Source organism: Micromonospora matsumotoense (assembly GCF_900091525.1).
GTDB lineage: Bacteria > Actinomycetota > Actinomycetes > Mycobacteriales > Micromonosporaceae > Micromonospora > Micromonospora matsumotoensis.
On sequence record NZ_FMCU01000015.1, the window covers coordinates 70,013 to 93,543 of the forward strand.

The window sequence follows — 23,531 nt, forward strand, 5'->3', positions numbered from 1 at the left end:
CGGGAAGCGACAGGTTGTTTCTTGACGGCTCCACCTGCTGCGCAACTCGTTCCGGTACGCGGCCCGCCAGGACTGGGACAAGATCGCCAAGGCGCTCAAGCCGGTCTACACCGCACCCACGGAGGACGCCGCGACCGAGCGGTTCCTCGAGTTCGCCGAGGCCTGGGGTCGCAAGTACCCGGCGATCGTCCGGTTGTGGGAGAACGCCTGGGCGGAGTTCGTGCCGTTCCTGGCCTTCGACGTCGAGATCCGCAAGGTCATCTGCTCCACGAACGCGATCGAGAGCGTCAACGCGCGTATCCGCAAGGCCGTCCGGGCCCGTGGGCACTTCCCGAACGAGCAAGCCGCACTCAAGTGCGTGTACATGGCGCTGATGAGCCTCGACCCGACCGGCACCGGCCGCCGGCGGTGGACCATGCGCTGGAAAGCACCCCTGAACGCCTTCCAGATCGCCTTCGAAGGCCGGCTCACCCCGGCCAACCACTGACCACCTCAACAACCAAGATCAGCCGTTAACTTGACACTCCCGCGCAGAGTTCGTGGACTGGGAACGGCGGTGAGTTGGCGGCGGCGAGGTGTCGCGGTGCGTTGGCCGCCGAGCGTGTGGCGGGATCCTCGTCGAATACGGGATCGTGGGCTCGGGCGCGTGCGTACCGTCGAGGGGATGGAGGTGTTGCTGCGCGGCGGGCCCGGTGACGGGCAGGTGGTGCCCGGCGGCGGCGAAATCGTCGCGTGGCGGGCCTGCCTGTACGAGATCACGCTGGAGTTCGGCCACCTGCGGGAGCGCGACCTGCGGGTGTACCGGCACCGCTCTGACTGTTGCGAGGCCTTTGGTCGGGGCGCCGAAGACCGCTGCGAGTAGCGGGATGCGTCAACCACCTCCTCCTGCGGGGTATGCCGACGACAGGACCGTCGGGGCTGGTCGAGCGGGTCCTGCTCTCTGTCCTTCTCGTGTGACTGTTCGACTTCTTGTTCCTGATCCTGCGCAGTCTCGCGCTGGGTGGAAAGCCGTCGTGGTCGTCGTCGCCCCGCTCAGGCCCTGGGCTTAGTGCTCGTCGCGCCCGTTCTGCTGCATCTGTGAGTCCAGGCTGAGGTAGGCGCTTCACCCGGGAGTGTCGAGATCGACTGTCGGCTCTGTTCGACACCGCGTCGGGGGACTGCACTGGCAGGAGGCATCTGACTGTCCGGTAGATCCCCTCGGGAAGGTGCCCGGGTTCGTTGTCGAACCGCTCGGCGATAGGCGCTGGAGAAGTCTTCACCGTGGATGGCAGGCGGGGCGGCGGCTACACAGGTGTGGCCGGTGGATGGGCCGACGCGGAGCGATGGACCCGCGCGGCTGAGATGGTGACCCGACGTCATCTCGGCCGCGCGCAAGGGGCCCGACCGATGTGAGGCAGGGGAACCTCTGTCGTATCAGGTCGTGGCACCAACCTGTCAGCTCAACCGAACGGAGACGCGGCACCATGACCGAGGCGATCCCTGGCAACCCCACCATCGAGGCGTACACCGGCCCCCTCGACCTGTCCCGCCCGCACTTCGTGGGCGTCGGTGGTGCAGCGTTGTCCGGCCTTGCCCGGCTATTGGCCGAGCTGGGCCATCAGGTCAGCGGCAGCGACGTGTGCGACTCGGCCACCCTCACGGCGCTGCGCAGGGCCGGTGTGAGGGTGCAGGTGGGCTATGACGAGGCGTTCATCCGGGATGCGAGCTGTGTCGTGCACGCCTCGGTCGCGCAGATCGCGCCGGTGGTTCGGGCGGCCCGCGCCGCCGGCATCCCGGTGGTGCAGCGGGCGCAGGTCCTCGACCAGGTGGCCGTCGGGCGGCGGTTGGTGGCGGTGGCGGGGTCGCACGGCAAGTCCACCACCGCCGGCATGCTCGCGCACATCCTGCGCACTCTCGGGCAGGACCCGACGTACCTGATCGGCGCCGACCTGACCGGGCCGGAGTCCGGAGCCCACCTCGGCCGATCGGAACTGCTCGTCGCCGAGGCCAGCCAGCGGGACCGCTCGTTTCACTTCCTCACTCCGTCGGTCGCGGTCGTCACCAACGTGACCGACGGCAAACCGGAGAGCTCCATCAGTCACGCCGACATGCTGCGCGAGTACGTCACGTTCGGCTGCCGGACCGCAGCGAACGGCGTCCTTGTCGTCTGCGCCGACTGTGTGGGAGCGGCGGTGGCCGCCGAGGTCATCGCCGACGAGAGGCCCGACCTGACGGTGCTGCGGTACGGCCGGGACCGGACGGCGGATGTCCGGTTCCTGGATGTGTGTGCCGAGGGTTGGAGCGCGTCCGCGGTGGTGCGGATGCCCCACGGCGCGCAGGTGCGGCTCACTCTACCGACGCCGGCGGTGCACCACCTGGACAACGCGGCGGCGGCCATGACGTGTGCGGTGGCTCTGGGGTTGGACCCCACGGAGGTGGCCGGGGCGGTGTCCACGTTCGCCGGGGTCCGGCGGCGGTTCGAGCACCTCGACACCCGGGCCGGGGTGACGGTGATCGACTCCTGCGCCGGCCACCCGCACCAGATCGCCGCTGACCTGGAGGCCGCGCGGACCCTGGCTCTCGGGCGGGTGTTCGTGGTGTTCCGGCCGTCCGGACACGCCCGCGTCGGGGTCTTCGGGGAGCGGATCGGGCGGGTCCTGGCGAACCACGCCGACCACGTTCTGCTGCTCGACGGGCACGACACCCCGCCGGACGGTCATCCGCGGGTGGATCCCACCGTCATCGTGGCCCGGCTGCGCGAAGGCTCCTATTTCCTGCCCGCCGGGCCCGATGAGGCGGCCCGGGTCATCACGCGCATGGCCGGGCGCGGTGACGTGGTGCTGACGATGGGACCCGATGACGTGACCAGCTACAGTGCGGCGATCCTGGACAAACTGAGCTGCCCATCCGAGGTAACGCTGTCGGCCTGATCTCCTTGCGTCCATGGGTGACGTTGCCGGGGCACTCCGACCTTCTGCTGGTCTGGGTGAGTAGTGCCGCACTGTTGGTCGCCCTGAGCTGGGTCAGTCGCGCGGGCCGCTCCGACGCCTCGGACACGCCCGCTACGCCGCCCCGAGCCACGCCGCCGGCGTGCTGGTCGGCGTTCTGGACGATTCGCCACCGGTCACCCGTTTCCGACTCCAGCTGCCCGCTGTCCGATCTGCCGCTGCATCTGCGGGGCGGGTGCTCACCCATTCGGCCATCTCGCCGAGCACCGCGGCCGGTCGCCGGCCGTCGCTGCCCTTCGTGTGCGACGCGCGACACGCGGCGCGCATCGCACGCGGCGTTGCGGGCGTCGTTGATGGTGGGGTCCTCCGGCCGGCTGGGGCGGTGGTAACGGCATCTTGCCCGGAGACGGTGCACGGCCGCCGCCTCGATCAGGTGTCCCAGCTTCACAGGGCGGCGGTCGGCGCGTTGGCGCCGGTCGTCACCCGCGGCGCGATCTCCAGCGTCGAGCCGGCCGGTCGAGCTCGCGCAGGATCCGCGCCCGACGGCGGCCGAGGAGGGCGTCCAGCACCTCCGCGTCGTGCCCGCCGGCGGCCCAGACCCCGGCGACGTGGGCGGCGATCTCGCCCGGCGGGCCTTCGTCACACAGCGGTCACGGCCGGGTCCGCTTCAGCCGCGGTGTCGACGGGCGTTAAGGATCATTCGGATATGGGTGATGATCAGCCAGGACGCCGCCCGGAGGCTTACCGGATGCCAGCCGTGGTTGATGTCGATGGCCCCGGGGACGTGGCCGGTTCCCGCGGCGAAGCCCCAGCCGGCCGGTGGGTGGATCGACAGCGGCCCGGAGTTCGTCCCCGCGCAGCGGGTGGTGAGCACGTCGCCGGAACGGACCTCCTGGCGTCGCTGCCACGGCGGCCAGCGCAGGAGAAGGACCTCGATGGCGGTGAGCTCCTCGTCGTCCCCGGCCGCTGCCGGGCCGATCAGCTGGACCCAGACGGGTCCGCGCCAGTAGGCGGGGAAGACGACCGGCGTGTCCGGGGCGGCCGCCGCGGAAGTGCTGGTGCGCTCAATGCCAAGGTGTCCGTCGGCCTGCAGAACCGTGTCCAGGCGGGAGATGATCCTGGGAGCGGCCGGAAGGCGGCCGTCGAGCTCCCAGTGTTCGAGGCTCTTCACCGTGAGCGCATCCTCGCCCAGGTCGGTGACCGCGGCGGCGGTGTCGGCCCTGGACTGGCCCAGCGCACCGCGCAGCGCGCGCAGGTCTGCTCCGTTGGTCAACGGCTGCGTGACTAGGCCCTGCGGGTCCTGGCGCAGCGCCGCGAGCCAGCCCTGGTCGGCATCGGGCGGACGCGGGTGCGGTGGGTGAGCGGGGCTGGCAATGCCAACGTGGGGGGCCAGTAGCGCCCAGGCGACGCCGGCTCCCTCGGCCAGCCGGCGCAGCATGCCGAAGGCCCGGTCGAGGAGGCGTTCGTCCTCGGGCCGCAGCCGTGGATCCACCCGCGGCTGCGGGGTACCGGCCAGATCGCGCGCTTCGACGAGCCGCACGTCGAGCTGCTCGGCGATGTCCGCAGTGACGATCCCGATGCCGAACGAGGCCCAGCCCGGCTCGTCGAACCGGCACTCCAACGGCGGGTTCGGGAAGGACGCCGGGGCCTGCAGGATCAGGCCACCGGCCGGGATGTCGTCGCCGCCGATGGTGACCTGCAGCGGCTCGCTGTACCACAGGTGCACGCGCCGACCCGGCCGGTGCTCCAGTGGCCGGCGTAGCCACACCCACGCCGGTGCCCCACCCGGCGGGTAGTTGTGCGACCACTGCGGGCGAGGGGCCAGCGCGATGGTTCCGGACGCCGCCCAGAGGCCGAGCAAGGCGTCGCGATCGTCGGCAGACAACCGCAACGCCGTTGCGACGTCCTCGGCTATGTGGCGTTGCCGGGCAGCCCGCCGCACGTTGACACCGGACTCCCACTGGGACAGCACGTTGGCCGCCACGCCGATCCGCGTGGCGAGGTCGTTCGCCGCCACCTCGGTCCGGAGCCGGTACGCCCGCAGTATCCGTCCGCGCAGGCGGGCCGGATCGTCGTCGTGGTTCACACCCTCCACGATCGCTGGGCGTGGTGAGGTCCGGCAACCGCGACTTCACGGAAACTCCCCAGAACCCTGCCCGGCCAGGCCGCAGTCGCGATCCTCAGATGCATCAGCACATGACCCGCCTGTCCGGCGCTTCATGGCAGCACGACCAGCTCATAAGGAGTGAGATGACAACCACCGTCAGCAGTCGTCACTGCAGCGACCACGACGACGGCCCAGTCCACCCTGCGGACCTCGGTCCCACCGCGACCGGCACCGGGCGCCGGTTGAGGACCGGACGCGTCCGGCGAGTGCTCGCTCTCGCCTTGGCGGTCCTACTCGCGTCCGGCGTGAGCGTCGGCATCACCGAGCCCGCGCACGCCACCGCAACCACCTCCATCTCCGTGTCGAACGGCATCCTCTACAACACGACCTACGGCTCGGGCACCCACGTGACGGGCATCCGGGCCGCCCGGTCGAAGGTGCTGCCGGGACAGATCTGCAACTACGCGACCTGGTTCTTCTTCATCCTGCCGAACGGGACGGTCCACGGAATCACCTGGCAGCAGCGGGCCGGCTGCAACTTCGCCGAAGCCTGGTTCTCGATCGGCATCGACTACTACGTGCCGAGTGGAACACTGTCCTGTGTGAAGTGGTACGAGAACGACTACGCCACCTTCATCGGGCAGCGCTGCACCGGCGTCACCGCATAGCGGGCTCCGTCAGCGACCCGTGGCCGTGCCGGCGACATCGCCGGCACGGCCACCGGCGCGCGGTCCCACGCTCGGCGGTGCGGTCGATTGTTGGCATGCCGCTCGACGTGGTGCCACGCCGACGTGCGGATCCGGATCCGATGTACGGATGTCGTCGCCGACCGCAGCGCGCGTACACCAGCGAAGTCCATCTCGTGAACCGGTCGACATCGAATCCGCGCTGCCGCGGAGTCTCCGCGACGGCCCAGCGCGTCGCTCGGTCGGCGACACCCGCAATGGCAGTCACGCCGAACGTCTCGGCAAATTGGTTGGCGACACCATAGCCATCCGTGCAGAGTAGGTCCGTGTTGCGCATCTATCTCGACCAGAACAAGTGGATCGACCTTGCCCGCGCCGCGAGTGGTCATCCTGCTGGCGAGCGCTTCAGCGATGTACTGGCACTGGCCCGTGCCAGTGTCACGTCAGGCACCGTGTCATTTCCACTCGATATGTACCGGTACTGGGAGACCAGCAAACGCGGTAACGACCGGTCGCGCAACGAGGTCGTAGACGTGATGCGCGAACTGTCGCGCCAACATGCCATGGCGCTCCCGTTCGGAGTCCTCGACCAGGAACTGGACTTCGCTCTCCAACGTCGGTGCGGCCGACCAGAACACCCCCGCCGGCAGCGGATCTTCGGCCTTGGGATGCAGCACATCGGCAGCGGGCGCATGAACTGGCCCAAGCTCGACATCACCGCGCTACCCGACGGTGGCGCGTCACTGGGTGGTGGGCTGCGAGCTCAGCTCGAACACGTGATCACCGAGTCTATTGAAGAGCAACTGCTCCGTGCTGGTCCCGACACCTTCCGCGCATTGGGGTTTGACCACGCCGCTTCCGATCACGGACAGAGATTCGTCAACTTTGAGAACACTGTCGCCGCGGTCATCGCACAGCACGGCCTGCAAGGGGACGCCATCGAGCAGGTAGTCCGCGGCACTGACTTCATCGACATTCAACCTGCTCTCATCGCAGCACTCGACCGTATCGGCCTCACGTACGATCAGTTCGTCTCCGGCTCCACCGTTCTGGATTTGATGAACTTCATGGATGACCTGCCCACCCGGTACGTCACCAACGTTATGCGCTCCGCCAAGCACCGACAGACCCAGCAGAAATGGGAGCCGAACGACTTCATCGACATTCTTGCCCTCCCTGTCGCGGCGGTCTATTGCGATGTGGTTATCACCGAGAAGCAGTGGATCCACCGACTGCGTCGAGGCAAGGTCGACCAGCGGTACCACACTGTCCTACTCAACGACACTGCCGGCCTGGTCCAGGTCCTGATCCAAGCCTCTATGACCTGACACCTCGTAGGCGGTGGGGCGGGCGCCGCCACGAAGCGCCGAGGCAAGTCGGGGGTTGGTAATTGCGTCCGACCTGAGAGGGGTGCCGGGCTGCCACCCCGGTCGGTCAAAGGTCGATCTCGGCGGTGACGAGGTGGTGGTCGGAGGGGAACGGCGGCCCGTCGGGGATGTGGACGTGGTAGCTGGTGGGGATGACGTGTGGTCGCATGGTGTTGTTGACCAGGAGGTAGTCGATGAGGTCGTGGCCGCCTTCACCGGGTTTGTCGATGACGGTGGGCGCGATAGCGAAGTTAGGGTTGGCGAGCCAGGCCAGTTCGGCGACGGCATGATAACCGGCGCCCTCGCCTCGGCGGTTGTTGATCGGGTCCCACCGGCCGATGAGGTGGTCGAGGGCGTCGGTGTCGGCTTCCCAGCGTCCGTGGGGGGTACCGTCGTCGATCCATTTGCCCTTGTGCGTGCGGATGTGGTGGTCCGCGGCCTGCCAGTCTCGTTGGGGGAAATGCGGGCCACTGGCGGTGGAGTTGAGGTCGCCACCCCCGATGAACGGGAGCGGGTCGTTGCCGTAGCGGTCGATCAGTTTCGCCTCTTCCAGGCGAGCGGCGCCGCTGCGGGAGTTGAAGTGGGCGACCCAGGCGCCGAACTCAGCCCCGGTGGCGTTGACCCGGAACCGGCCGACATTGCGCTTGTCGGCGAAGACGTCGGGATCTCGCGGGTCGTCGCCGGGCCAGACCAGGTGGGACACGAGGCCGGCGTGGTAGAAGATGGCAGGTGGGATGGGCCCGTGCTGGCTGGTGCCAAGGAGCCCGGCGTAGGGGGCACGGAGGGCCTCGGTGAGGGCTCTCTCGGCCAGGCGTAGCCCTTCGTGCTGGTTTCGCCGGTAGTACTTGGCTTCACAGAACAGGATGAGCGCGGGCGGAACGTCGAGTGCGGCGAACGTCTGTTGCAAGGACCGCATGTGGAAGGTGCCGTCGAGGTAGCCGCCCGCCTCGTAGTTGTAGGTCGCGATCATCAGGCGCGTCATGGGCGGGTCCCTTCGAAAGTGGTGGATGGCGCGGGCTGGTGCCGATGCCGCGCGGGTCGGGGCGAGACGCCGGGCTGCCCGTGTGGATCCGGCCCGCCCGGATGGCGCGGTGCGGGGCGGGGTCCGGTGGGGTCGCTGCCGTCGCGGGATTCGTCGTCGCCGCTGGTGCGGCTGCTTCGGCTGGCGGTGACCTGGTGTACTCCGGTCCAGCCGCTGGGGATCTCCCATCGCATGCCGATCGCGTCGAGGGCAGCGATGCGGTCCTGGGGGAGGTTGCTGTCGCGTCGTGCGATGCGTTGGGTGTTGATCCACCGGGATAGGTCGATGTCGTCTTCGCGGTGGCCTCTGCGGGGGTGCAGGTGTCCTTCGCGGTGGAAGAAGACGGTGGCGGTGGCCAGGTGGCGTTCCCAGGCGGCGTCGCGGATCGACCATTGCATGCCGAGCGCTTCGAGGCTGCGTGTGCGGTCGTCGTCGAGGCGTCCGAGTCGGTGGTCGGTGCGTCGGGCGGCGAGCCAGTCGTAGAGGTTGATGCCGCTGACGGTCGTGCCGTACGGGACCTGGATGTGGCCGTGGGTTGTGTGGAAGTGCTGGAGGGCGGTGAAGCCGACCTCGTAGGAGCGCTGTTTGGCGGTCCAGTCGATTCCGAGGGCGGTGAGGGCGGCGATCCGGTTGTCGGGAAGGGTGTTCTTGCGGTGATAGCGGCGCTGTTGTCCTATCCACAGGTTGAGGTCGAGTCCGTCGACGACATGGCCGGTGGGCACGTCGAGGTGGCCGTGTTCGGCATGGAACGCGGTGGCGGCGGCGATGCCCCGTTCCCAGGCCCGCGTCATGGGTGTCCAGTCGAAGCCGATGTCGTTGAGGTGCTGGACCCGGTCCTGGGGAAGCCGGCGTGCCTCGTACTCGGCGCGCTGCCGGGCGACCCAGCGTTCCAATCGCACCCCGTGGCGTACGTGTCCGACGGGCACCCGCAGGTGGCCATGGTCGGCGTGGAAGGCCCGTAGGGCGGCGTACCCGACGAGCCACTCCGAGGTGGTCTCCTCCAGCACCCGCACGGTGAGTGCCCGCAGCAGATCCTCGGAGGCATAGCCATCAGGAAGGCGGACGAGCAGCCGCGGCGGCAGCGCCGCAGCGCCTGTGGACATCTTGGTGCGCTGGTGGTCGAGGTCGGCGGCCAGACCGTTGTCGTGCGCCCGTAACGCGCGTAACACCTGCAAGAGGGTGGTCCACTCGGTCAGGTCTGCGGCGAGGTCGCTGGTGGTGTCGGCCGGGTCGTCAGGCAGCAGGACCGGCAGGAGGATGGTGGCGATGCCGGACCCGGCAGGGTTGCGGCGCAGTGTCCGGCCGACGGCCTGGATGACGTCGGGCTCGGACTCCTTCGGGGCGGTGAAGACGACGGCGTCGACGGCGGGCACGTCGACGCCTTCGCCCAGGCACCGCGAGTTGGAGATCACGGTCCAGCCGTCCTCGGGCGGGTCGGTGAGGTGGGCCAGGTGGATCTGCCGCTGCGTCATCGTCTGGGTGCCGTCGACGTGTCCGACGGTCAGGCGGCCCTTCGGGCGGTCCTGCTCGGGCAGGGCCGTCAGGGTGGCCGGCAGAGTGCGGGAGAACTCCTGGGACTGGGCCACCCGTGGGGTGAACACCAGGACCCGGCGAAGGCCGAACTCGGCGGCGGCGCGGGCGAGCGCGGTCTGCACCACCGCGGTACGCAGCGGCGCCGCCCCAGCACGCACGACAGCGTGGGGGTCGAGGCGGCGCAGGGTCGTCAGCGCTTGCGCGGAGGTCACCCCGATCACCACGATGCGGTAGTCGTCGAGCCAGCCATCGGCGATCGCGCTCGCGAACGGGTAGTCGTAGTGGACCGGGCCGAAGGTGTCCGCGTCGTCCATCGACAACACGTCCTCACCGCCACGGCCCGCGCGGCGTCGTGCGCTGAGCACTCGTGGTGTGGCGGTCATGTACAGCCGTCGGGTAGCGGGCAGGTGCTCGTCACGGTGCACGAGGGCGACGTGTTTGCCGGGCCATCCGGCGGTGTGGTGCGCCTCGTCGATGACCAACAGACTCGCGGTGGTGTCGGCGGCGTGCAGCCCTTCGCCCACGAGAGCGGCGGAGGCATGAGTGACCAGGATGAGCCGTATCCGGTTGGTGGGGGTTCGTCGGACCCAGTCCGCGATCTCGCCCGGCCGGGTGGTGACCGGACAGTGAAGGTCGGTCGTGTGCACCGCCGTGTCGGCGATGGTGTCGTCGCTGCACACCGCGAGGACCTGCGCCGCCATGCCGGCAGCGGCCCACACCGTCAAGGTCTGCGCGAGCAGGGGCAGCGACGGGCAGGCCACCACCACCAGCCCGGTCGGGCACAGCCGTACGGCAGCGTGCACCGCGACGAGTGATTTGCCGCTACCGCACGCGGCCCGGAACTGGCCACGACCACCCTCGGCCTGACCCTTCACGATCGCCTCTACGGCCTCCTGTTGGTAGTCCCGCAGCGGCGGCAGCTTCCCGACTGCTAGTGAGTCCTTCACCTCGGTGCTCTCCTCCGGCGCATTCCGACCGATGGGTTGCGGGGACTGCGCAGCCCCAGCGCAACCGGGTCGACACCCTGATCCGGGCGCGAGGAGCCGCCAGGGGGCCGAAGATCCGGACGGGCGTAGTCCCCGCCCACCGCTGCGAGGCGTTGTCCTGCGCCTGCCCGGAGGGTGGGGTGCTGGCAGCCGGCGGCCGGGGTGTGGGTGTTCGGGGTGCGGCGGCTGTCGACGTAGAGCCGGTAGCCGGCGGCTTCGGCGATGATCATGTCCGTGGCTTCGGGTCCCAGGCGCGGGTCCTGGGGTGGGATGGGGCCGGCGAGGACGCTGTGGGCGGCGAGGAGGATCCCGCTGTGCTCGTCGATGGTGAGGATGTCGCGCCACGGCACGCCGGAACGGTTGGTGTACGGGAGGATGACGTCCATGCCGGGGCGCCCGACGCGGTCGGTGACGCCTGTCTGCGCGAGGAGACCGGGTTGTGCTGCGAGGAGCCGCAGGACTGCGGCCCGGACCGGGCGGGTGGGCGCGTGGCGTTCGTAGAGCATCGCGATGCCACCGACGATGTCCTGGGGACGGGTCTCACCGGGACCGCCCGCGATGAGCAGATGGGTACGCAGGGCAGCTGGTTGTCTCGGTGGTGGCTGGTCGAACCGGTCCCCGGTCCGGCCGGCCCAGCTGCCGCTTCCGCCGTCGGGGATGCAGCTTCCGCTCTCGACGTGCACGCTGACCAGCCGCCCGTCGGCGGCATCGTCGGTACGCCACAGCTGGTCGACGCGGACCCGTTCGGGCCACCCGGTCGGGCCGGGCGGCCCGATGACGTCGCGGTACCAGGTGCGACGCTCGACGTACTGGAAGTCGCCACGAGTGGTGTCAGCGGGTGCGTCGCCGAGGGTGCCGGCCAGACGGGTCAGGACCGGTCCGGCCGGGACCGGTGGGGTACTGCTCCGGGACGACGTCGGAGACGGCGGCGCGGGGTTCACCACGACGGGCGGTCCGGCGCAGGCGGTGAGGAGAAGTGACACGGCGAGCAGCAACGCGCCGGTCCGGGTTCGGGTCATCGCGTGGCCTGTGCCGTGTCGATCGTGGGTTCGTCGGAGCAATCAACGAGGAGGGTGTATGAGCGCAGGTGTGGCGCGTTCTTGTCCATGCCGCGTGGCGGGCCGAGGTCGGTGCTCTCGTGGGCGAGGACCCCGCCGGCCCGGTCGATGATCAGGGTGTCGCGGGCCTGCTGGTGCTCGACGGCGACGGCGATACCGGCCCGGCCGGCCCGGTCTGCGGCCGTGCCCTGGCAGACGACGGCCTCGGCGGTGGCGAGGAGCCGGAGCAGGGCGATCCGGGTGGCCGGGGCGGGGTGTTGGGTGAGATACACGTCCGCGACCGCGCGGATGATCCACTGCGGGCCCATCTCGGGCGGCTGGGCTGCGGCGAGGTGGGTGGCGAGGGTGTGCGGGTCGGTGGGGGTCGGCTCGGGGAGCGGTGCGGGGATTCCCCCAGCGGGATGGTCAGTGACGGTGTGGCCGGCGGAGCCGGGTGTGGTGCTGACAGTGCGACCAGACCCGTCAGCGGCCCGCCACTGCCACGTCTCGGTGATGACGATCGTGCGGCTGCTGGTCCCCGACGGGATCATGGTGTCCTGCGCGACCCAGGACTGAGTGTGTGTGCGGGTGTACGCGGCGGGGCTCGCCGGGGTGGCGTTGACCGAATGGCTGGCGTTCGCCGCCGCGGCGAGCGTGTCGGCCAACTGCGCGAGGCACGGTGCGGTGATCACGGCTGCGGCCGGCGTGCCGCCGGGGACGGTGCTGAGGCCTGCGGGGATCACCGCCGGCTCGGCGCCTAGGCGGTCGCCTCCGGTGCGGACCGGGTACGCGATAACGGCCGTCAGGGCGATGGTGACGGCGACCAGGGCGACCAGCAGTGGCGGACGCCACGGGTTGCCCCTGCGCCGGTGCAGGCTCTGCGTGTCGAGTGGAGTCATGACTGTTGCCTCATCGTCGGTTGTCCGGACATGACGGAGGAGCGATCGACCCGTGCCGCAGGGCTGGCCGGGTCAGCTAGCCGTGGCTGCGTTCCGGCGGTGCCGGAGAGAGAAGCTGCAGGAGGTCGCGGATGGCGTGGGTGACGGTGGGATACGAGGGCACGGTTGGTGATCGCGGCCGGGTGGCGGCCGGGTGGCGGGTGATCCAGATCGGGGCCATGCCGGCGGCGAGGGCGCCTTGGACGTCGGCGTGCCAGCTGTCGCCGATGTGGAGAAACCGGCTCGGGTCGACGTTCAGCGCTCGGCTGCACGCGTGGAAGAGTCCGGGGTCGGGCTTCGCGAGTCCGCTGTCCGGACCGCTGATGATGGCCGTGACGAACTCGGTGAGAGCCGCCTTGTCCAGCTTCCGCTGGACTGCGGCACGGTGCCCGTTACTGCAGACCGCTACCGGCGCCAGGTCGGTCAGCTCCCGCAGGAGGCCACGTAGTTCCGGGTCCGGGGCGATCATGGCGAGCTGGGCGGCGACGCAGGTGCGCACCACCCGGTCCAGGTCGCTGGTGTCCAGCGTGATACCGATGCTCCGGAGAGCCGTCCGCCAGACGAGTCGACGAAGGTCTTGCAGGCCGCCGGCGCCCGCTGCGGCGGGATGCCGCCAGTGGGCGGCGAATGCCGCGTGGTAGGCGTCGATCAGTGCGCCTGGGTCGACGCGGTAGGCGAGGGTGGCCGCGAGCTGGGCTCCCGCCCGCACGCCGTGAGCCAGGCTGGTGCTGGTGTCGATGAGTGTGTCGTCCACGTCGAGGCTGATGGCCGCGAGTGGTCGTGGCGGCGTCGTGCCGAGTCGCGTGTGCAGGTATGTCGCCAGGACCGGCAGCGTGTCGGTGGGCTGGTCGCTGACGAGGGTGCAGGAGGTGGTCAGCATGCGATGGACCCCGTTGTGCTCGTCCCTGCCAGCGGCGTGGGCTTCGCCTCGCCACGCTTTCGCCTCCGTGGGGGAACGGAGGAGTGGAACCGGGTTGACCAGGGTTGTCTGGTGGTGCCGAGGGCGTGTTCGGCCAGTCGGAGGAGTTGGATGTCCGAGGTGCCGGCGGGGGCGAAGATGTGCAGGGCGTCGCGGAAGTAGCGCTCGATGGGCGACTGGGCGGGGTGAAGGCCGTGTGCGGCGTGGATCTCCATCGCGGTGCGGGCGGAGTCGATCGCGTGTTCGGCGTTGATCAGTTTGGCGTTGACGAGTTCCGCGTCGCAGGGTCGCCCGCTGTCGAGCAGGTGTACGGCGTGGTAGGCAGCCAGGCGGGCGGTCATCAGCCGGGACTGGATGGCGCCGATGCGTTGTTTCACCGTGGGTAGGTCGGCCAGGGGTTTGCCGTAGCGGCGCTGGCGGGTCGCGTACGCGACGGTGGTGTCGAGGACGGCCTGGTGGATGCCGAGGGCGACGGCGGCGAGGTTGGGTCTGCCGTACAGGACGCTGGAGGAGTAGGCCACGTCGAGGCCGTCGCCTTCGGCACCGAGCCGGTTCGTCGCCGGGATCCGGCAGTTGTCGAAGACGATCTCGCCGAAGCTGAAACCGTGCAGGCCCATGCTCGGCTGGTGCGGGGTGAGGCGCACGCCGGGCCGGTCGGCTTCGACGAGGAAGGCGGACAGTCCGCGGGTGCCGGGGCCGGTGCGGGCCACGACGCCGTGCAGGTCGCCGATGTGGCTGTTACCGACGAAGGTCTTCGTGCCGGTGATGAGGTAGTCGTCGCCGTCGGGTACGGCGGTGGTGGTGATGCCGAGGACGTGGCTGCCGGATCCGGGTTCGGTGACGGCGATGGTGGGCAGGCAGGCGCCGGCGGCGATGGCGGGCAGCCAGGTCTGTTTCTGCGCCTCGCTGCCGAAGTGGATGATCTTCGCGGTGCCGAGGTGGGACGCCTGGAGCATGGCCCCCATGGCGGCCGAGACCCGGGACAGCTCCTCGATGATGATCGTCTTGGCGAGGTGACCGAGTCCGAGGCCTCCGTAGGTGGGATCGATCGTGGCGCCGAGCCATCCTTGGCGGGCGATCTGCCGGGACAGGTCCCGCGCCACGCTGCGGTCCGCCTCCAGCTCCGTAATGCGGGGCCGGACCTCGGCCTCGGCGAACGCTCGGACCGTGTCCCGCAGGCGGGTGTGGCGGGGGGTGAGGTGGTAGCCGTTGACCATCTGCCGCTCTCCTCGTGGGTCGCCAACGGTGTCCGTCGGTGGGGCGGTGGGTAACGCCACGGGCAGGGCCGTGGCGGGGTCACCAGCAGTTCCTGGAATGTGAGCTGCCGGCCTGGGCAGCGAGGCGACGAAGGATGTCTTGTGCGCGGGGGCGCGATCAGGGGGTGTCGGGCTGTGGGCCTGGTTACCGAGGGTGGTGTTCTCGCTGGCTGATCCGTGCGGACAGCTCGGCCGCCCAGGTCTTGATGGTGGTGAGTCCTTGCTGTCCCCAGGTGCGGGATTCGGTGCCGACCACGCAGATCGTTCCGAGGGTGGTGCCGGTGTGGTCGATGAGCGGGGCGCCCATGTAGGTGCGGATGCCGAGTTGGTCGACGACCGGGTTGCCGGCGAACCGCGGGTAGGAACAGACGTCGTCGAGGACCAGTGCACGGCGCCGGTGCACGACGTGCGGGCAGAATCCCTGGTCTCGTGACATCCGGCGACCGGGTTCGAGGGGCGTGGCCGCTGCCGACACGCCGGGCTGCGTGGTCCGGCCGGTGTAGAGGCCGGCGAAGAACTGGCCGTTCTCGTCGAGGAAGTTCACCATCGCCCACGGCATGTCCGTGACGTCGGCGAGGTTGCGGGCGAAGTCGTCGAACTCCCGCTCCGGTCTGCCGAGGCCGAGCGCCCGCAGCCGGTGGAGCCGCTGGGGTGCCTCCGGGTCGGGCGGAGTCAGGGGTGGGGGTTCGAAGTTGTCGCTGGTCATGCGCGATCACCTACCTCGGTTGATGCGGAGTTGGCGTGTGTGGGAGAGGGAGCGGCGAGCAGGTGCCGCACGAGTGTCACCAGGACGGTGGTCGCGGACCGCCGGTCGCGGGCGTCACACGTCACGATCGGTGCCGCGGGCGGCAGGCTCAGGGCTTCGCGCACCTCCCGCGGGTCGTGCCGGTAGGCGCCGTCGAACTCGTTGACGGCGACCAGGAACCGCATGCCGCGGGACTCGAAGAAGTCCACGGCGGCGAAGCAGTCCGGCAGGCGGCGGGTGTCGACCAGCACCACCGCGCCGAGGGCGCCGTGGCTCAGTTCGTCCCACAGGAACCAGAACCGGTCCTGCCCGGGCGCGCCGAACAGGTACAGCACGCTGTCGCGGTCGATGGTGATGCGACCGAAGTCCAGGGCCACCGTGGTGGTCGTCTTCGCCGCTATCCCGGCAAGGTCGTCGGTGCCGACGCTGGCAGTGGTGAGCAGCTCCTCGGTCCGAAGCGGCGGGATCTCGCTCGTGGCCGTGATGAAGGTGGTCTTCCCGACCCCGAACCCGCCGGCGACCAACACCTTGAGCGCGCTCGGCGCCCAGTCAGAGTCGCTGTTGGAGGCCGACAAGGAGCTTCTCCAGGATCGATCGGTCAGTGGGGTCGGCGGCCGGGCTGGGTGGGCGGGTCAGGACCGCGCCGACTGCGACAAGGTCCGACAGCACCACCTTCGTGACTGCGGCCGGCAGCCTCATCCGGGCGGCCACCTCGGCGACCGTGGTCGCCACGCCGCACAGGCCCAGCGCCATGTCGTGGTCCGGCTCCAACCGCCCTCGGGGACGCACGCCCGTGGCGACCACCCACGACAACAGGTCCATCGCCGTGGTGGGGCGGGTCCGTCCCGCGCTGACCGTGTAGGGGCGCACCAGGCGCCCGGCCGCCTCGTCGAGCCACGTCTCTCGATGCGCGCTGCGGGAGGTCATGACAGGACGGGAGACGGTGCGCCGCTCCGGGCCGGTGTCGCCAGATACGGTCGGACGCTCTTGACCATCTGCGACATCTCGTAGCCGAGCACGCCGACGTCGGCCTGGCGGCCCGCCAGCACCGCCAGCACCCCGCCTTCGCCCGCCGCCGTGACGAACAGCAGCGTCTCGTCGAGCTCGGCCACCACCTGCCGCACACCAGAACCGCCGCTGAACATCTGTCCGGCGCTACGGGTCAGGGAGAACAGCCCGGAGGCGATCGCCGCCAGGTAGTCCGCGTCGTCGTCGGCCAGTCCGTGAACGGCGCGAGGCAGACCGTCGGCGGACAGCAGCAGCGCGCTGCGGGTGTGCGGCACCCGCTCGACCAACCCGGACAGCAGCCACGCCAGTTCCTGGCCAGACGTACCGGTCATCGCAGACAACTCCTTCTCCTATCAACAGTCAGTGGCGTGGGACAGCACGCGGGGCGGGCGGCTCGCCGCTGCCGGAACTAGCCCCGCGCAGGAAGTCGGCCATCAGCATCGGGTCATGATCACCAGCCCGCTGGTTCACCGAGCCCGGGCGGCTCCGCCCCAACGGGGCCGCCAGATGCGCCTGCCGCGTCCGGCGCGGCAGCAGCGGACCCGCAGGGCCGGCTTCCCTGGGCACCTGTCCGACCGCGGCACCGTCACGGAGCGCGGGCGCCGTCGCAGACGAGGCGACCCGTGTCAGCGCTGGCGGCGGCGCAGGCGGGTGGTGGCGAGCGCCGACGGGCGACGGCGAAGCACCGGCCACCGGCGCGGACGAGGTCGCCGTCCCTGTCGGCTCGCCGCGCGGTGGCATCCGGCCGGCCTCCACAGCCGGCGGTTGCCCGGGGGCAAGGTCCCCGAGCAGCGGCGTCGGCAGGATCACCACCGCCTGCAGGCCGCCGTAGACGTTGCTCTGCAGCTTGACGGTGATGCCGTGCCGACGGGCCAACGCCGAGACCACCCACGCCCCGATACGGCCGTCGCGCAGCAGGTCACCGACGTCCACCCGGCCCGGGTCCGCCAACAGCGCGTTCACCCGGTCCTGCTCCGGATGCGGCATCCCCAGACCGCGGTCGTCCACCTCAACCGCCACGCCGAGTGCCACCCGCCGGGCACGTACCGTCACTTCAGTGTGGGGAGGCGCGAACGCGGTCGCGTTCTCGACCAGTTCGGCGAGCAGGTGCACCACGTCGGCGCCCGCGTGGCCGCGTACCGTTCCCTCGACCGGAGGCACGACCCGCACCCGCGCGTACTGCTCCACCTCGGCAATAGCCGAGCGGAGCACCTCGACCAACGGCAGGGGCCGGCTCCACTGCCGCCGCAGCACCGCCCCGCCGACCACGGCGAGGTTCTCCGCGTAACGGCGGATGCGGGTCGCGAGGTGGTCGACCTGGAACAAACCCTTGAGCAGGTCGGGGTCCTCGACCTGCGCCTCCAGGACATCCAGCAACTGGATCTCCCGATGCACCAAGCCCTGCAGCCGACGGGCGAGGCCGACGAACACCTCCACCTGCTGCCCCACCACCGGCTGGCCAGCGGCAGGCGAGGCGCCCACCGTGGTGCGGACATGCGCTCGGGCGAGTCGATGCACGCACACGGCCGCGCCGGCAGTGATCGCTACGCTGGCCGCCGCCGCGCACACCAGTGCCAGTCCGACCGCCGTCGGAACAGGCCCCGGTGACCGCGCAAGCGCCCAGGTCGCCGCGCCCAGGACGATCGCCGCCACCCCAGCGGCCAGTGCCACACACACCCACACCAGGCGAGCGGGCAGGCCAGCCCCAGACGGACCTCCGTCCGACGCGTCGAGTCGCACCCTGCCTCCCTGAGTTGACGTTGTCAGCGGCTCCGCCGACGGTGGGGACCCGGCGGACTCTGGCAGTAGCTGTCCAGCGCCGGACCTGATTGGCCGTGGCGTCGTGGTGATCAATGCCGCCGGAGTTCAGTCTTGGTCGGCGATGGGGCGTCGGACACTGTCGACGCGAGGAATTGGCGCGGATTCCGGCAGTCGCCCCGACCTGGTCGGTGTCGGTTATCGGCGTCGAGGGTGTTCGACACAAGTAGATGCCGGCCTACTGGACGAGGGAGTCCGCGAGGTAGGCGAGGCGGTTTCGGCGCCTCCTGCGAGCGGGTCGGCGCTGGGAGGGTTCATGAGTAAACGTCTGGTCGTCGAGACCCACGCCAGTTCCTGCTACTTCCGCACATCGGTCGACGACGGTGAGCGCAAGGCGCTGGTGCAGATCACCGAGCGGTGCAACCTGCACTGCGCCCACTGCTTCGTGTCCTCCACCGCAACCGGCACGGACATCGCGCTCCACGACATGGTGGAGGTGGTGCTGCCCCGGCTGCGGCGGGCCCGGGTGACCCGGTTGACGTTGACCGGCGGCGAGCCGTTCGCGCACCCGCACCTACTGGAGATCTGCGCCGCGGCGGCGCGGATGGACCTGCCCGTCAAGATCTGCACGAACGCCACCCAGACCAGCGACGAGCAGATCACCGGCCTCGCCGAGCTGGGCAACGTGCGGGTCAACGTCAGCTTCGACGGATTCCGCCCCGCCTCGCACGGCCGGTTCCGGGGCAACCGTGACTCCTTCGCCGTCACCCGAGAGACAACACGACGGTTCGCCGACGCGGGCCTGCTGCACGGGATCCTCTCGACGCCCAACGTGCTCACCCGCCCGCAGGAGTTCACCGAGTTGTGCGCGTTCGCCGCCGACCTGGGCGCGGCGTACGTGCTGATGAACCCCCTGTCGAGCTTCGGCCGGGGCGTGAAGTCCCACGGACGGCTCGCCGCGCCGCAGCAGACGATGCGGGCCATCGCCGCCGCCACCGCACCCCTGGCCGACCGGGTCGAGCTGGTACCGATCCGGTTCCCCAACGACACCCAGCCATTGTCCGGCTGCGACGCCGGCACCCTGATCTACGTCTTCGCCAACGGCGACACCGCCGTCTGCCCCTACCTGGTCTTCGCCGCCCGCACACCCCAGTCCCCACACGCCGACCGCGAGTTCCTGGTCGGCAACATCCTCGACGGGGAGATCGCCGACGCCCTCGACCAGTACCGCTTCCACGACCGCTACCAGGTCGGAGCCAACCCGACCTGCGGGACGTGCGCGGTCAACGCCTCCTGCGGCAAGGGCTGCCCCGCCGCAGTGATCGCCGCCGGCCAGCGCATCGGCGCCCCGGACACCGAGCAGTGCCCGCCCGAGGCGATCCGGCTCCCGCTGATCCCGATCCCATCCACCGGAGCCTGACCTGCCATGTTGATCGTGATCGAGGGACCCAACGGCGTCGGCAAGACCACCATCGCGGGACTGTTGGCCCAGCGGCTCCGCCACCGTGCCGGTCAACCCGTGCACCTGACGACCGAGCCCACACGCACCCGCCTGGGGGAACTGCTGCGCGAGGCCGAGGCCGTCATCCACGGACGGGCCCTCGCGCTCGCGATCGCCGCCGACCGCACCATGCACGTCGAGGACGAGATCATCCCCGCCCTCGACGCCGGCGGCATCGTCGTCACCGACCGGTACGTCCAGTCCTCGCTGGTGCTGCAGCGCGTCGACGCGGTCGACCTCCGCGAGATCTGGAGCTACAACCGGTACGTCCTGCAACCCGCCATCTCCCTCTACCTGGTCGACGACCCGCAGGTCATCGTCGGCCGGCTCGCCGCGCGCCGACGGCTGACCCGGCTGGAGGCCACCGGCACCCCGCAACGCGAGTTGCAGCTCTACCAGCAGGCGTTCGACTTCCTCGACCGCCAGTCGTGGCACCAGGCGATGATCGACTGCCGCGGCCGAACCCCCGAACAGGTCGTCTCCGCGATCCTCGACACGCTGGCCCCGTTGCTCGCCCGCACTCCCGCGGCGTGAAGACTCGACGCCGTGTTATCGATCCTGACCCTGAACATCCAGGCCACCTCCCGGCGGCGCGCCGACGCACTGCTGCGCTGGCTCTCCGGCCGCCCTGAGCAGACCTTCCTGCTGACCGAGACCAGCGGCGGCGACGGCACCGCCCACCTGCTCGACCAATTCCGCCGCGCCGGTTACCAGGTACACCACCCACCCCTGCCCGGTGACCGCGGCACGGCCATGATCAGCCGAGTTCCCATCACCGTCCGCTCGGACATCACCGCCGGGCTGAGCATCCCCGGCCGGGCCGTCGCCGCCACCGTCCACACCGACCCACCGGTCACCGTCCTCGGCGTCTACGTGCCCTCCAGCGACCGCGCTCCCGCCAAGGTCGAACGCAAACGGGCCTTCGTCGCCTCCCTCGTCACCGTGATCGGCGACCTGACGGCCAGCGAGCGGGCACACCTCGTGCTCGGCGGGGACTACAACGTCATCCCCCGCGATCACCAGCCCACCTACCCGGGGGTGTGGCTGCCGTTCGAGTACGACCTGTTCGACGCGCTGACCGCCGCCGGGCTCACAGACGTACACGACCACCTCGCCCCTGGAGCACAGCAGCACAGCTGGTTCGGTCGGGCCGGCAACGGCTACCGCTTCGACTACCTACACGTCGGTACGGCGCTGCGCGACCGGCTGCGCAGCGGCAGCTACCTGCAGGAGCCCCGCGAGCAGCGCCTCACCGACCACGCGGCGGTCACCCTCGACCTGGACCTGCAGGTAGACGCGCTCGACGTACGCCCCATGCCGCCGACGATCGAGCCGGCGACCCTCTTCTAAACCCCCGCCCGTGCCGCTCGGATCAGCGAGTCGTACGTGTCGGTGGTGCGTTCCAAGGGCACATCCAGCGTGGCGGCGAACCGGTCCAGCTCGGCCTGGACCCGCTCACCCGCCTTGCTGTCGGTGACGATCCGCTCGATCTCCACGAACGCCCCGATGTCGTCCACCTCGTCGACGCACAGCGACATCAGCCCGAGCGTGGCCGTGCGGCGGGCCTTGCGGATGCGGACCGTCGGGTAGAAGCCCATCTGCCGGATCGCGGCGTCCATCTGCACCCGATCCGCCACCTCAGTCTCGTGCTCGACACACGACAGCTCGTTGGCCACCGGCGTCTTCACCGTCAGCAGATGCCGCCCCCGCTCGGTACGCAGCCGGGCGAACGGCACCCCGGTCTTCGGCTGGCCGTACTCCCAGCCGACCGGCGCGTACGCCTGATCATCCTGGTCGACCGGCGCCGACAGGACGACGCCACGCACGGTGAGGGCCGCCTCCAACGCGGCGAGATCACCGATGCGGTACTTGACCTCCACCTCGTACGCGGACGGCCCGGTCATACCTGTCGTCTGGAGCGTGTTCATGCCCGTCACGCCGTCGCACCCTACGGCTCGATCGCCCGGGTCGGCGTCTCGGCGCGCCCGCGACCGTGCACCAGGTGGTCAGCTTGCCGCTTTCATCAGCACGTCACGTGCCTGTGGGTGGGTGCATCGCGCGTCGCGGAGCTGCCGGACCACGTTCTGCAGGTATGTGGATACCCGGGGCGAGTCGACTGTTGTGGCTACGTCCAGTGCGTGGTCGAGCGGCTCGCAGGCGGCGATTGGGTCGCCTGCCCGGAGCCGGGCGTTGGCCAGGTCGCAGAGGGCGAGCAGGCGGTCCCTCGGGTATGCGTTCGTCGCGGTATTCGCGCGTTGTGTCAGGTAGGACGTGGCGTGGTCGGGTTTGCGCAGGGCCAGCCATGCTCGGCCGGTCGCCCCGTCGACGGCCGTCGGGGTCAGCCATTCCGTCCACCAGGGCTGATCGTCGTGGCTGGCGTCCTGGAGTTGTTCGTGGGCGTGGGCGCTGGCTCGTTCGACTCCGTCGACGTCGCCTCGGCGTCCGGCGAGGGTGATCTCCCGTTGTGCGATCACCGCGCGAACTCGGCTCGGCAGCGCGTCGGGGTTGCGGGTGGCGGCGGTCGCGATCAGCGTGGCCGCTTCGGTGTGGTGGCCCAGCCAGGATTCCTGGTAGGCGGTGGAGGCGAGCAGGTTCGCGGTGGCCTGGTGCAGCGCAGGGTCAGGGCCCGCTTCGCGGGCCACCCGGAGTCCGGTCAGGTAGACCCGCTGGGCGCGTGCGTGTTCGCCGGCGTCGAAGAGCATCCAGCCGTATGTCTCGGACATCTCGATGTAGAGGCGGTGGAGCTGTCGTCCTTCGGCATCGCCGTAGGAGCATCGGGTGACAACCTGGCCGAGCAGGCTCCACAGCCCGCCGGCCCACAGCAGCGCCGGTCTGCTGCCCTCGGTGTCGTCGAGTTCGCGGCTTCGTCGCACGGATGTCTCGATATTGGCCAGTAGTGACGTAGACACGCGGTCACCGTTGAGCGCTGGCTGGAGACTCTCTCCTGCCGGCAGCAGGAGGTCCAGGGCGCACGCGGTGACTGCGGATCCGGTGAGCAGTACAAACTTGCGGCGCTTCATGTCGTCTCCCTGGCTGGCCAGCAACAGCTCTCGGGCGGTGACGGCGTAGGGGTCGTCGAGAGCGTGCGACCGCCGGGCCGGTCTGTCCCAGCCTAAGTCGGCGGGCGTGAGACGCAAGCCTCGATGCAGGTGAAGGACGGCAATGATGTCGGTCATGGTCGCAGTCGACGGCTGGCGACCCTGCACCCACTTGTAGGCGGTCTTGGCGTGCAGGGCCGCCGCCCCGCGCTGACGGCGTACCTCGTTGATTCTGGCGATGAGCTGTTCGGGGCTCCATCCGAGGGCAGTCATATGTGCCCGCAGCGGCGATTCGTGCGTCGCTGTCATGTCGCTTCCAAGTCCTTGTGGCTTTTCGCGTGCCCGAAGGTAGCACTGCTTTCAGGTCTTGTCCGGCCTGTCCTGCATGGATCAGGTGTCGTACACCTCTTCGGTGTCTACGCCGGTTGCACCCGGCACCCCGCCTCGCCGTCTAGCCCCAGCGATAGTCGACGACCGATGCTGATATCGCAGCGAACGGTCGGCACCTCACCAGCTGATGGCGCTGCTGCTACCGGCCAAGGCCAGTAACCCAGCGGGCTTCAGAACCGTGGCGACGACTGCGGGCTGACGACCTGGAGCCGGGAACAAGGTGCGAGCGCGATGCGGACGCGCCACACGGCTGTCCATAACCGCCGCTATAACCCGGCCGATCGAATTGTCAACCGGACGTCGCACAGCAATGG

General features: G+C 70.0%; 21 protein-coding genes and 1 pseudogene. 8 read left to right on the forward strand and 14 right to left on the reverse strand.

The genetic code is table 11. From position 1 onward, the window contains the following. Positions 1-28: 28 nt before the first annotated feature. The 3 genes and pseudogenes from GA0070216_RS24570 to GA0070216_RS24580 form a co-directional block, all read left to right on the forward strand. Positions 29-487, forward strand: a pseudogene (locus GA0070216_RS24570) (transposase); the annotation flags it as partial. 177 nt (positions 488-664) lie between these two features. Then, a complete protein-coding gene (locus tag GA0070216_RS24575; protein WP_091251054.1) occupies positions 665-862 on the forward strand; it encodes a hypothetical protein in 198 nt (65 codons plus the stop codon). Between the two features lie 601 nt (positions 863-1,463). Continuing rightward, entirely contained in the window at positions 1,464-2,909 is a 1,446-nt protein-coding gene (locus tag GA0070216_RS24580; protein ID WP_091250892.1) for a Mur ligase domain-containing protein, read from the forward strand. Between the two features lie 685 nt (positions 2,910-3,594). Here the strand turns inward: GA0070216_RS24580 and GA0070216_RS24585 are convergent. Next, positions 3,595-5,013: a helix-turn-helix domain-containing protein gene (locus GA0070216_RS24585; RefSeq protein ID WP_091250894.1), complete on the reverse strand. Its 1,419-nt coding sequence runs from the start codon at positions 5,011-5,013 to the stop codon at positions 3,595-3,597. A 326-nt stretch (positions 5,014-5,339) separates the two neighbouring features. Between GA0070216_RS24585 and GA0070216_RS24590 the strand changes: the two genes are divergently transcribed. Next, positions 5,340-5,702, forward strand: coding sequence for a hypothetical protein (locus GA0070216_RS24590; protein WP_141723189.1), 363 nt, complete (start codon positions 5,340-5,342; stop codon positions 5,700-5,702). 344 nt (positions 5,703-6,046) lie between these two features. Then, on the forward strand, positions 6,047-7,048 hold the full coding sequence (locus GA0070216_RS24595; protein ID WP_141723190.1) for a hypothetical protein: 1,002 nt from the start codon (positions 6,047-6,049) through the stop codon (positions 7,046-7,048). Positions 7,049-7,154: 106 nt separating this feature from the next. Here GA0070216_RS24595 and GA0070216_RS24600 read toward each other — a convergent pair whose 3' ends face one another. From GA0070216_RS24600 to GA0070216_RS24650, 11 genes are all read right to left on the reverse strand, one after another. Then, positions 7,155-8,069: an exonuclease/endonuclease/phosphatase family protein gene (locus GA0070216_RS24600; protein WP_141723191.1), complete on the reverse strand. Its 915-nt coding sequence runs from the start codon at positions 8,067-8,069 to the stop codon at positions 7,155-7,157. After that, entirely contained in the window at positions 8,066-10,588 is a 2,523-nt protein-coding gene (locus GA0070216_RS24605) for a DEAD/DEAH box helicase (protein WP_176739122.1), read from the reverse strand. Before GA0070216_RS24605 ends, GA0070216_RS24600 begins: the two co-directional genes overlap by 4 nt. After that, a complete protein-coding gene (locus GA0070216_RS34720) occupies positions 10,585-11,646 on the reverse strand; it encodes a hypothetical protein (RefSeq protein ID WP_176739123.1) in 1,062 nt (353 codons plus the stop codon). The genes GA0070216_RS24605 and GA0070216_RS34720 overlap by 4 nt, the downstream gene beginning before the upstream one ends. Further along, positions 11,643-12,563, reverse strand: coding sequence for a hypothetical protein (locus GA0070216_RS36215; RefSeq protein WP_091250908.1), 921 nt, complete (start codon positions 12,561-12,563; stop codon positions 11,643-11,645). Before GA0070216_RS36215 ends, GA0070216_RS34720 begins: the two co-directional genes overlap by 4 nt. Before the next feature lie 76 nt (positions 12,564-12,639). After that, positions 12,640-13,482: an HAD family hydrolase gene (locus GA0070216_RS24620; RefSeq protein ID WP_091250909.1), complete on the reverse strand. Its 843-nt coding sequence runs from the start codon at positions 13,480-13,482 to the stop codon at positions 12,640-12,642. Beyond that, positions 13,476-14,738, reverse strand: coding sequence for an acyl-CoA dehydrogenase family protein (locus tag GA0070216_RS24625; RefSeq protein WP_091250912.1), 1,263 nt, complete (start codon positions 14,736-14,738; stop codon positions 13,476-13,478). The genes GA0070216_RS24620 and GA0070216_RS24625 overlap by 7 nt, the downstream gene beginning before the upstream one ends. Positions 14,739-14,922: 184 nt before the next feature. Then, on the reverse strand, positions 14,923-15,483 hold the full coding sequence (locus GA0070216_RS24630; RefSeq protein WP_091250915.1) for a GAF domain-containing protein: 561 nt from the start codon (positions 15,481-15,483) through the stop codon (positions 14,923-14,925). Beyond that, positions 15,480-16,097 carry a GTP-binding protein gene (locus tag GA0070216_RS24635; protein WP_091250917.1) on the reverse strand — a complete coding sequence of 206 codons (618 nt, stop codon included), beginning with the start codon at positions 16,095-16,097 and terminating at the stop codon, positions 15,480-15,482. Before GA0070216_RS24635 ends, GA0070216_RS24630 begins: the two co-directional genes overlap by 4 nt. Next, positions 16,072-16,449: a DUF742 domain-containing protein gene (locus GA0070216_RS24640; RefSeq protein ID WP_091250920.1), complete on the reverse strand. Its 378-nt coding sequence runs from the start codon at positions 16,447-16,449 to the stop codon at positions 16,072-16,074. The genes GA0070216_RS24635 and GA0070216_RS24640 overlap by 26 nt, the downstream gene beginning before the upstream one ends. Then, positions 16,446-16,862 carry a roadblock/LC7 domain-containing protein gene (locus tag GA0070216_RS24645; protein ID WP_091250922.1) on the reverse strand — a complete coding sequence of 139 codons (417 nt, stop codon included), beginning with the start codon at positions 16,860-16,862 and terminating at the stop codon, positions 16,446-16,448. The genes GA0070216_RS24640 and GA0070216_RS24645 overlap by 4 nt, the downstream gene beginning before the upstream one ends. Positions 16,863-16,890: 28 nt before the next feature. Next, positions 16,891-18,270 (reverse strand): ATP-binding protein, encoded by a 1,380-nt coding sequence (locus GA0070216_RS24650; protein ID WP_245722690.1) that lies wholly within the window; start codon positions 18,268-18,270, stop codon positions 16,891-16,893. Positions 18,271-18,604: 334 nt separating this feature from the next. Between GA0070216_RS24650 and GA0070216_RS35735 the strand changes: the two genes are divergently transcribed. Genes GA0070216_RS35735 through GA0070216_RS24665 form a run of 3 tightly spaced genes read left to right on the forward strand, consistent with a single transcriptional unit; the run spans position 18,605 to position 21,139 of the window. Continuing rightward, positions 18,605-19,708, forward strand: coding sequence for a radical SAM protein (locus GA0070216_RS35735; protein WP_091250926.1), 1,104 nt, complete (start codon positions 18,605-18,607; stop codon positions 19,706-19,708). 6 nt (positions 19,709-19,714) lie between these two features. Further along, on the forward strand, positions 19,715-20,323 hold the full coding sequence (gene tmk / locus GA0070216_RS24660; protein WP_091250929.1) for a dTMP kinase: 609 nt from the start codon (positions 19,715-19,717) through the stop codon (positions 20,321-20,323). Between the two features lie 12 nt (positions 20,324-20,335). Further along, a complete protein-coding gene (locus tag GA0070216_RS24665) occupies positions 20,336-21,139 on the forward strand; it encodes an exodeoxyribonuclease III (RefSeq protein WP_091250931.1) in 804 nt (267 codons plus the stop codon). Here the strand turns inward: GA0070216_RS24665 and GA0070216_RS24670 are convergent. Together GA0070216_RS24670 and GA0070216_RS24675 are read right to left on the reverse strand one after the other, a co-directional pair. Then, positions 21,136-21,717 (reverse strand): class IV adenylate cyclase, encoded by a 582-nt coding sequence (locus tag GA0070216_RS24670; protein ID WP_245722706.1) that lies wholly within the window; start codon positions 21,715-21,717, stop codon positions 21,136-21,138. The genes GA0070216_RS24665 and GA0070216_RS24670 overlap by 4 nt on opposite strands. A 78-nt stretch (positions 21,718-21,795) precedes the next feature. Next, complete coding sequence (locus tag GA0070216_RS24675; RefSeq protein WP_141723192.1) at positions 21,796-23,136, reverse strand: NsdA family TPR-like regulatory protein; 1,341 nt, start codon at positions 23,134-23,136, stop codon at positions 21,796-21,798. Between the last annotated feature and the right edge of the window lie 395 nt (positions 23,137-23,531).

What these genes read in the sequence shown, in the direction of transcription:
- GA0070216_RS24670 (WP_245722706.1), bottom strand. Translation starts at nt 21,717, where the DNA reads ATGAACACGCTCCAGACGACAGGTATGACCGGGCCGTCCGCGTACGAG.
- GA0070216_RS35735 (WP_091250926.1), top strand. Translation starts at nt 18,605, where the DNA reads ATGAGTAAACGTCTGGTCGTCGAGACCCACGCCAGTTCCTGCTACTTC.
- GA0070216_RS24580 (WP_091250892.1), top strand. Translation starts at nt 1,464, where the DNA reads ATGACCGAGGCGATCCCTGGCAACCCCACCATCGAGGCGTACACCGGC.
- GA0070216_RS24645 (WP_091250922.1), bottom strand. Translation starts at nt 16,862, where the DNA reads ATGACCGGTACGTCTGGCCAGGAACTGGCGTGGCTGCTGTCCGGGTTG.
- GA0070216_RS24675 (WP_141723192.1), bottom strand. Translation starts at nt 23,136, where the DNA reads ATGACAGCGACGCACGAATCGCCGCTGCGGGCACATATGACTGCCCTC.
- GA0070216_RS24600 (WP_141723191.1), bottom strand. Translation starts at nt 8,069, where the DNA reads ATGACGCGCCTGATGATCGCGACCTACAACTACGAGGCGGGCGGCTAC.
- GA0070216_RS36215 (WP_091250908.1), bottom strand. Translation starts at nt 12,563, where the DNA reads ATGACTCCACTCGACACGCAGAGCCTGCACCGGCGCAGGGGCAACCCG.
- GA0070216_RS24640 (WP_091250920.1), bottom strand. Translation starts at nt 16,449, where the DNA reads ATGACCTCCCGCAGCGCGCATCGAGAGACGTGGCTCGACGAGGCGGCC.
- GA0070216_RS24575 (WP_091251054.1), top strand. Translation starts at nt 665, where the DNA reads ATGGAGGTGTTGCTGCGCGGCGGGCCCGGTGACGGGCAGGTGGTGCCC.
- GA0070216_RS34720 (WP_176739123.1), bottom strand. Translation starts at nt 11,646, where the DNA reads ATGACCCGAACCCGGACCGGCGCGTTGCTGCTCGCCGTGTCACTTCTC.
- GA0070216_RS24620 (WP_091250909.1), bottom strand. Translation starts at nt 13,482, where the DNA reads ATGCTGACCACCTCCTGCACCCTCGTCAGCGACCAGCCCACCGACACG.
- tmk (WP_091250929.1), top strand. Translation starts at nt 19,715, where the DNA reads ATGTTGATCGTGATCGAGGGACCCAACGGCGTCGGCAAGACCACCATC.
- GA0070216_RS24630 (WP_091250915.1), bottom strand. Translation starts at nt 15,483, where the DNA reads ATGACCAGCGACAACTTCGAACCCCCACCCCTGACTCCGCCCGACCCG.
- GA0070216_RS24625 (WP_091250912.1), bottom strand. Translation starts at nt 14,738, where the DNA reads ATGGTCAACGGCTACCACCTCACCCCCCGCCACACCCGCCTGCGGGAC.